Origin of the sequence: Streptomyces sp. NPDC049040 (genome assembly GCF_043197715.1) — a bacterium.
Lineage (GTDB): Bacteria > Actinomycetota > Actinomycetes > Streptomycetales > Streptomycetaceae > Actinacidiphila.
In genome coordinates this window covers 574,594-581,247 of sequence record NZ_JBICTO010000004.1, presented here as the reverse complement: position 1 = coordinate 581,247, position 6,654 = coordinate 574,594, and the positions used below count along the sequence as shown (strand labels likewise).

The window sequence follows — 6,654 nt, the reverse complement described above, 5'->3', positions numbered from 1 at the left end:
CGGGGGGGGGGGGGGGCGGGGGGGGGGGGGGGGGGGGGGGGGGGGGGTGGGGGGGCCGGGGCCCGGCCCCCCCGCGCGGGCGGGGGGCGCCCCCCCCCCCCCCCCCCGCTTCTCCGCCATCCTCGGGTGCGGGAACCAGGCGGTGACCGGGGAGGTGTTTGCCACATGAGGCTAACGGTGCTAGCTTCTGGTTAACGCAGTTAGCCAATCTCCAGTGGAGGAAGTCATGACCGAGCACCTGACCATCGGCGACAACACCCTCGCCTACGACGTGATTGGCGAGGGCCCTCTCGTCGTCCTGGCGCACGGTCTGGGCGACAGCCGGCACTCCTACCGCTTTGTCGTTCCGGCCCTGGTCGCGGCCGGTTACCGGGTGGCGAACGTCGACGTGCGTGGCTGCGGCGACTCCAGCCTCGGCTGGGACGGCTACAGCCGCTCCGACATCGCCGGCGACCTGGTCGCCCTGGTGCGCCACCTCGGCGGCCCGGCCGTCATCATCGGCCAGTCGATGAGCGGCGGAGCCGCCACCATCGCGGCCGCCACCGCGCCCGACCTGATCACCGGCGTCATCGAACTGGCACCGTTCACCCGCAAGCAGCTGAACGACCTCGGCGGACTGGTGCGGGTGAAGCGCTACCGGGCCGGTGCCACCCGGATGGGGCGGGTCGCCTTGCTGGGAAGTCTGCCGGCCTGGAAGAAGTACCTCGACCTGGCGTACCCGGTCAAGCCCGCCGACTGGGACCGCGAACTGGCGCGCATCGAGGCCAAGATGAGCGAGCCCGGCCGGATGAAGGCTCTGCAGGCCATGTGTCAGTCCGCGGCCGACGCCGGCGCGCAGTTGCCCAATGTGGCCTGCCCGGTCCTGGTGATCGAGGGCAGTGCCGACCCTGACTGGGCCGACCCGCGCGCCGAGGGCGAGCGGATCATCGCCGACCTGCCCCAGGGCCTCGGCGAGCTGGCGGTCATCGAGGGTGCCGGTCACTACATGCACGCCCAGACACCCGAGAAGGTCGTCGCGCTGGCCCTGCCCTTCCTGGCCAGGACGCTGACCCTTGCCTAGGGCCGGACTTTCCCCGGCGTCGATCACCGAGGCGGGCGCCATGCTCGTCGACGAGATCGGTTTCGCCCAGCTCAGCATGGGTCTGGTCGCCGGACGGCTCGGGGTCAAGACCCCCTCGCTCTACAAGCACGTCACCAGCCAGGCCGACCTCGCCCACCGGATCGCCATCCTGGCCGTGACCGAGCTCGGCGACGCCATCCGCGACGCAACGCAGGGCCGCGCCGGCGGCGACGCCCTCGCCGCCGCCGCGCAGGCCATGCGCACATACGTGCGCGAACATCCCGGCCGGTACGCGGCAGTCAACAGCGCCCGCCCGGACGGGCCCGACGACCCGTTCATCCCAGCCGGCAACCGTGCGCTCAGCTCCCTCTCGGCCGTCCTGCGCGGATACCACCTGGACCCCGCCCAGGAGGTCCACGCCCTGCGGATGCTGCGCAGCATGCTGCACGGGTTCTCGACCCTGGAAGTCGCAGGCGGCTTCCAGTACGACACGGACGCCGACGAGAGCTTCACCTGGATGATCACCTTCATCGACCAAGGACTCCAGGCCACCACGCCACCCCCCGGGCCCGCAGCGCCCACGCTCTGACAAACGACAGGCGGCCACTACGGTGATCGACAAGAATCCGTCCCAGAACGACCATGCCCGAGGGGCACTGCGATTCCTCACCGAACTCATCGCGTGGGTGGGCGCTCCCTGGGCCCTGTGGCCGCACTCGACAGCCCTGGCGATCGGCGCCGTGGCGATACTCATCGGGCTGCCCGCGGTCTTCGGAACGCCGGGCGACAGGCCCGGCGGCGGCGCGCCCGTGTCGGTGCCCGGCATCGTGACGATCCTCCTGGTGCTGATGCAGCTCGCAGCCGCCACAGCGGCAGCCTGGGCGCTCTGGCCCTGGTGGGCTGCCACCGCGACGACCGTGCTGTGCCTGGCTGTGACAGTCACCGAACAACCGCGCTGGCGCTGGCTGCTCAGTGCGCCCGGTAACCCCACCGGAGCGCAACCTGGAAGGTCGTCATGACCGACTCCCCGTCGGCAGCCGCGCCGTCGCGGGGCCGGCGGCTGAGGCCGTCGCGCAGGCGGCGGACTCGCATTCCCCGAGTCTTTTGTGACCGCCTCAGCCCGGCCGGAGCGGGCAGGGCGTCACGGTCTGTGTCGGCCCCGACCGCCCTGCGATCGGTGGCACGCGTCGACGTCGCGGCCTGCCGGCGGGTCGACGGCCGCAGGGGGCTGCTGCCCGCGGGCGGGAGCCAGGGAGGTCAGCAGGTGGAGCTTCTCGGCGGTGTCGCTGTCCTGGTCCGGGTAGTAGAGCACCAGCAGCAGGTCCCCGACGGCGAGCTTCTCGCGGTTGAGGTGCAGTTCGCCCACGACCGGATGGTTGACGGTGCTGGTGTAGCCGAGCGCCTTGATGTCGTGCCGCGCCCACAGGGTGCGGAAGCGGTTGCTGGCCAGGGACAGCTCGCCGACGAGTTCGACTGAGCGCTGGTCGGTGACGCTGTCGTCCACGGAGCGGCGGAACGCCGCGACGGAGTCGACGACCGCCGCCTCCCAGTCGTGCTGGAAGTGGCGTTCCTCGGGGTCGAGCAGCAAGGAGCGCAGCCGGTTCCCGCCAGGCCGCAGCCGCGGCGACAGCGCCATCGCGAGCCGATTGGAGGCCAGGACGTCGAAGTGCCGGTCCTCGACGAACGCCGGCACGTCCACGGCCGCCAGCAGATGGTGCAACCGGGCGGGCAGGCGCGGCGTGCGCTGCTTGCGGCGGGCCGGCGGCCGGGGCACGTTGAGTCCCAGCAGATACTCGGTTTCCAGGTCGTCGAGGTGCAGGACACGGGCGATGGCCTGGAGCACCTGCGGGGAGGGGTTGTGATCCCTGCCGCGCTCCAGCCGCAGGTAGTAGTCCGCACTGATACCGGCGAGCATGGCGACCTCCTCGCGGCGCAGCCCTGGGACGCGCCGGTTGGCACCACCGGGGATGCCGGCCTGCTGCGGCGTGACCAGGTCGCGGCGGGCGTGCAGGTACTCGCCCAGCCGGTTCGCGTCATCGTGAGGCATACCTCCCACGGTAGCCGCGGCCGACGGTCGCAGGGGGGGTCCTGGCACACCCCGGATCGGCAGGGCCTTTCCGGCTCCAAAGCAGGTGAGCGAGCCTGGTTGTGGAAGATCCGGTAGTTGTTGGACGACTACCGAACGTAACAGGGAGGTTCTGGTGAAGCTCACCAATCGCTCAGTGCTCATCGTCGGTGGCACCTCGGGCATCGGGCTCGAACTCGCGCACCGGTTCGCCAAGGACCGCAACACGGTCGTCGTCGGCGGGCGCCGGCCCGAGCCACGGGACGGCCTGCAGTCCGTCTCGATCGACGTCACCGACCCCGCCTCGGTCCTGCGGGCCCGCGACGAAGTGCTCGCCGCGCACCCCGACCTCGACGTCGTCGTCACGATGTCAGGAGTCCTGCTCACCGAAGACCTGCGCGACCCCGCGCACATCACCGACGCCGAGAACATGGTCGCCACGAACCTGCTCGGTACGATCCGGGTGATCGACGCCTTCACGCCGCACCTGATCGGCCGCGGCACCGGAACGATCATCACGGTGAGCTCGGGAATCGGGTTCCTGCCCTTCCCGCTCATGGCCACCTACGGCGCCACGAAGGCCGCGGTCCACTCCTACACCGAGTCGCTGCGGGCGCACCTGGCCGGGACAGGCGTGGAGGTGGCCGAGCTCGTGCCGCCGGCCGTCGCGACCCCGGCGATGGCGAAGCTCAACCCGGCGGCAATGCCCATCGACGACTACCTCGATGAGGTGATGGAGCTGCTGGCCGTGGAGCCCACGACCCGCGAGATCATTGCCGGGGCCGCGCTGCCGCTGCGCTGGGCCGAGCGGGACGGCACCTACGCCGAGCTCCTTCAGCGCCGCTCCGCGCCGCTGAACAACCTGCCCGGCCGCTGATCGGCCCGGCAGGGCGGCCCGGAGACGCCGGCCGGCGCAGCCGACGTCCCCGTGTGCGGCAACACCGACGCCACCGCGCGGAAGGCTCCGGACTACGGCTGGGCGGGCTTGCCCGCGGTGTAGAGCCAGGTGTGGAAGAGGCTGCCGAGCTTCCTGCCGGACACCTTCTCGCTGAGCGCGATGAACTGCGCGGTGGTTCCGTTGTCGTAGCGGTGGCTGCCGGCCCAGGCCTTGAGGATGCTGAAGAAGTGTGCGTCGCCGACGGCCGTACGGAGCTTTTGCAGGGTCATCGCGCCACGGGTGTAGACGGGCGAGGCGAAGATGTTCGCCCCCTCGCCGGGATCGCCGGTCGGAAAGGCCCACAGGCTGCTGGTGGCGGGGCGGGCGTAGTAGCCGTCGAACGTGGCCTGGGTACTCTGCCCGCCGTGCTGCTCCTCCCAGAGCCACTCCGCGTAGGTGGCGAAGCCTTCGTTGAGCCAGATGTCCTTCCAGTTGGTCAGGCTCACGGAGTCGCCGAACCACTGGTGCGCGGTCTCGTGGACGAGCGTGCCGACGTCCGGCGCCCGGTCGTAGATCGGGCGGGTCTGCGTCTCCAGTGCGTAGCCGACGTCCGGGGCATGGTCGACGATCGCGCCCGCGGCCGAGAAGGGGTACCGGCCGAAGAGGCTGCTCTCCCAGTCCAGGATCGCCGGGATCCGGGCCAGTGCCGGGGCGGCGTCGGCCGCCTCGCGGGGATCCACCGCGTTGTAGACGGGGATGCCCGAGGCGGTGGTGTACCGCTGGACGTTGAACTTCCCGACCGTGGCGGTGGCCAGATAGGAGGCCATCGGCTCGGCCTGCCGCCAGCGGAAGGTGGTCTTGCCCCGCGTGGTCCGCTGCGACGTCAGCACGCCGTTGGCGACCGCCGTGTATCCGGCCGGCACGGTGATCGCGAAGTTGTAGGACGCCTTGTCCACCGGCTCGTTGTCAGCGGCGAACCAGGACATGGCGCCCTGCGGCTCACCCGCGACGAAGGCTCCGTCGTCGGTGGGTATCCAGCCGTCCGGGGAGCCGTCCGGATCGGTGACGGTCTCGGGCACGCCGCCGTAGGAGAGGTCGACGCGGAAACTCTCCCCCTTCCGGAGTGACTTGCGGGGGGTGATGACGAGTTCCTGGCCCGCACGCGTCCACCGGGCCGCCCGTCCGTTCACCCGTACGCTGCGCACTGTCAGCCCGGACAGGTCGAGGTCGAACCTGGACAGCTGCTGGGTGGCGCGGGCGGTGAGGGCTTCGGCGGCGTCCAGCCGCCGGGTGGCCGGGTCGTAGGCGAGGTCCAGATCGTAGTGCGCCGTGGTGTAGCCGCCGTTCCCGGCGAGCGGGAAGTACGGGTCGCCCTGACCCGGCGCGCCGCGGCCGTCCGTGCTCGCGGCCGCGGCCGGGCTTTCGGCCGTCAGGGACAGGGACGTCGCGAGAACTGCCACGGCGATGCCCAGGCATCGGGTCCGGGCGGTCCTCCGTCCGGGGCGGGCGGGGGTGGTCTCTCCGTGAGCAGTGAGCACGTGTTCTCCTGAGCGATGCGGCGGAACCGAACATGATCACATCAATATGGCCACACCTTATGGGGCCGTTCTTGCGGCGACAAGAGATCTTCTTCCCCGCGGGCGGCCGGCCCGGCCTGCTCACCTGCCAGGTGGGATGCCGGGCTTCGGCTTCCGCGCGCACCGCACGGCGGAGAGTCAGGGGCCGCGGAACTTCAGCCGGGGATGGTCATCAAGTCCGTGTCATGGACGGATGGTTGATCGGCACCAGCCGTGTCGTCCAGATGCCGCCGCGCCCGCTCCGACAAGGCATCAGCGTTCGCCTCCCACCCGCACGGCCGGCTCGACAGCTCGACCAGAACTCCGCGGGCGCAGTAGGACAACCGCTCATCCGCAACGTCGCATTCGAGGTGACCGTGAGATTGTCGACCGGCTTCGACCGTCGAATCTTCATAGACGTACCCGCGGCCGTCACGTTGCGGCGCGGGTCCGTGCTGTACGGGTCACCGTGGACCAGGTCATCCAGGTGACCAGTGCCGCCATGGGCATGAGGTTCCAACCACCACGACGTGCAACCTGCCTGGAGATCAGTGAGGAGGAGGCCCCGAGGGCCCGGTGGCCTCCAATGGCTACACCGCCGGCTCCCTCGACCTGCCCGCCGGCGACGCCGAAGAAGCCGGCCCGGACTCCGGCGGTTCCTACGCCGACACCATCGGCGCCCGCGACCTGAACATGGAGCTGGTCGAGGACTCCCGCTGCTGCAAATGCGCTGCGGCCAGGAACTCACCCAGGCCGAGATCGGCGAGCAGCTCGGCTCCTCCCAGATGCACGTCTGGCGCCTGCCGTCCCGCATCCTCGGCAAACTCGGCGACGGAATGCTCACCGAGAACTGACCCGCGCCGTCCGTGCCGCGCAACAGCCGAGTCCTCTGCCTGTACTGCCGTCCTCCGACGACCACACGCGGAACGTGCCATCGGCCCGTAGGTGCTCAACGTGTACGAGCAGGCCCCGGCCTTCCCGATACACATCACCGACGAACTCCGCGAGATCACCTCGCAGAAGCTCAACCTCGACAGGCTTCATGCGAAGAAAATATCTACTACCAGTCATGATCACCCGAAGTGACGAAGAACTG

General features: G+C 70.4%; 8 protein-coding genes. 6 read left to right on the top strand and 2 right to left on the bottom strand.

Going from position 1 to position 6,654, the window contains the following annotated elements; all coding sequences use genetic code 11:
- The first annotated feature begins 226 nt into the window (after positions 1-226).
- From ACGFMP_RS14960 to ACGFMP_RS14950, 3 genes are read left to right on the top strand one after another with little or no spacing between them, the layout of a single operon-like run.
- Positions 227-1,060 carry an alpha/beta fold hydrolase gene (locus tag ACGFMP_RS14960; protein ID WP_393672679.1) on the top strand — a complete coding sequence of 278 codons (834 nt, stop codon included), beginning with the start codon at positions 227-229 and terminating at the stop codon, positions 1,058-1,060.
- 22 nt (positions 1,061-1,082) lie between these two features.
- Positions 1,083-1,649: a TetR/AcrR family transcriptional regulator gene (locus ACGFMP_RS14955; protein WP_393672832.1), complete on the top strand. Its 567-nt coding sequence runs from the start codon at positions 1,083-1,085 to the stop codon at positions 1,647-1,649.
- Between the two features lie 22 nt (positions 1,650-1,671).
- Positions 1,672-2,079, top strand: a complete 408-nt coding sequence (locus ACGFMP_RS14950) for a hypothetical protein (protein WP_393672678.1) — start codon at positions 1,672-1,674, stop codon at positions 2,077-2,079.
- A 122-nt stretch (positions 2,080-2,201) separates the two neighbouring features.
- Here the strand turns inward: ACGFMP_RS14950 and ACGFMP_RS14945 are convergent, their stop codons facing one another.
- Complete coding sequence (locus ACGFMP_RS14945; RefSeq protein ID WP_393672677.1) at positions 2,202-3,107, bottom strand: helix-turn-helix domain-containing protein; 906 nt, start codon at positions 3,105-3,107, stop codon at positions 2,202-2,204.
- 154 nt (positions 3,108-3,261) lie between these two features.
- Here ACGFMP_RS14945 and ACGFMP_RS14940 point away from each other — a divergent pair, with 154 nt between their 5' ends.
- Positions 3,262-4,002, top strand: a complete 741-nt coding sequence (locus ACGFMP_RS14940) for an SDR family oxidoreductase (RefSeq protein WP_393672676.1) — start codon at positions 3,262-3,264, stop codon at positions 4,000-4,002.
- A gap of 92 nt (positions 4,003-4,094) precedes the next feature.
- Here ACGFMP_RS14940 and ACGFMP_RS14935 read toward each other — a convergent pair whose 3' ends face one another.
- Entirely contained in the window at positions 4,095-5,462 is a 1,368-nt protein-coding gene (locus ACGFMP_RS14935) for a M1 family metallopeptidase (RefSeq protein ID WP_393672675.1), read from the bottom strand.
- Between the two features lie 821 nt (positions 5,463-6,283).
- Between ACGFMP_RS14935 and ACGFMP_RS14930 the strand changes: the two genes are divergently transcribed.
- Together ACGFMP_RS14930 and ACGFMP_RS14925 are read left to right on the top strand one after the other, a co-directional pair.
- Positions 6,284-6,412 (top strand): sigma factor-like helix-turn-helix DNA-binding protein, encoded by a 129-nt coding sequence (locus ACGFMP_RS14930; protein ID WP_393672674.1) that lies wholly within the window; start codon positions 6,284-6,286, stop codon positions 6,410-6,412.
- A 100-nt stretch (positions 6,413-6,512) separates the two neighbouring features.
- Positions 6,513-6,644: a hypothetical protein gene (locus ACGFMP_RS14925; protein ID WP_393672673.1), complete on the top strand. Its 132-nt coding sequence runs from the start codon at positions 6,513-6,515 to the stop codon at positions 6,642-6,644.
- Positions 6,645-6,654 lie beyond the last annotated feature (10 nt).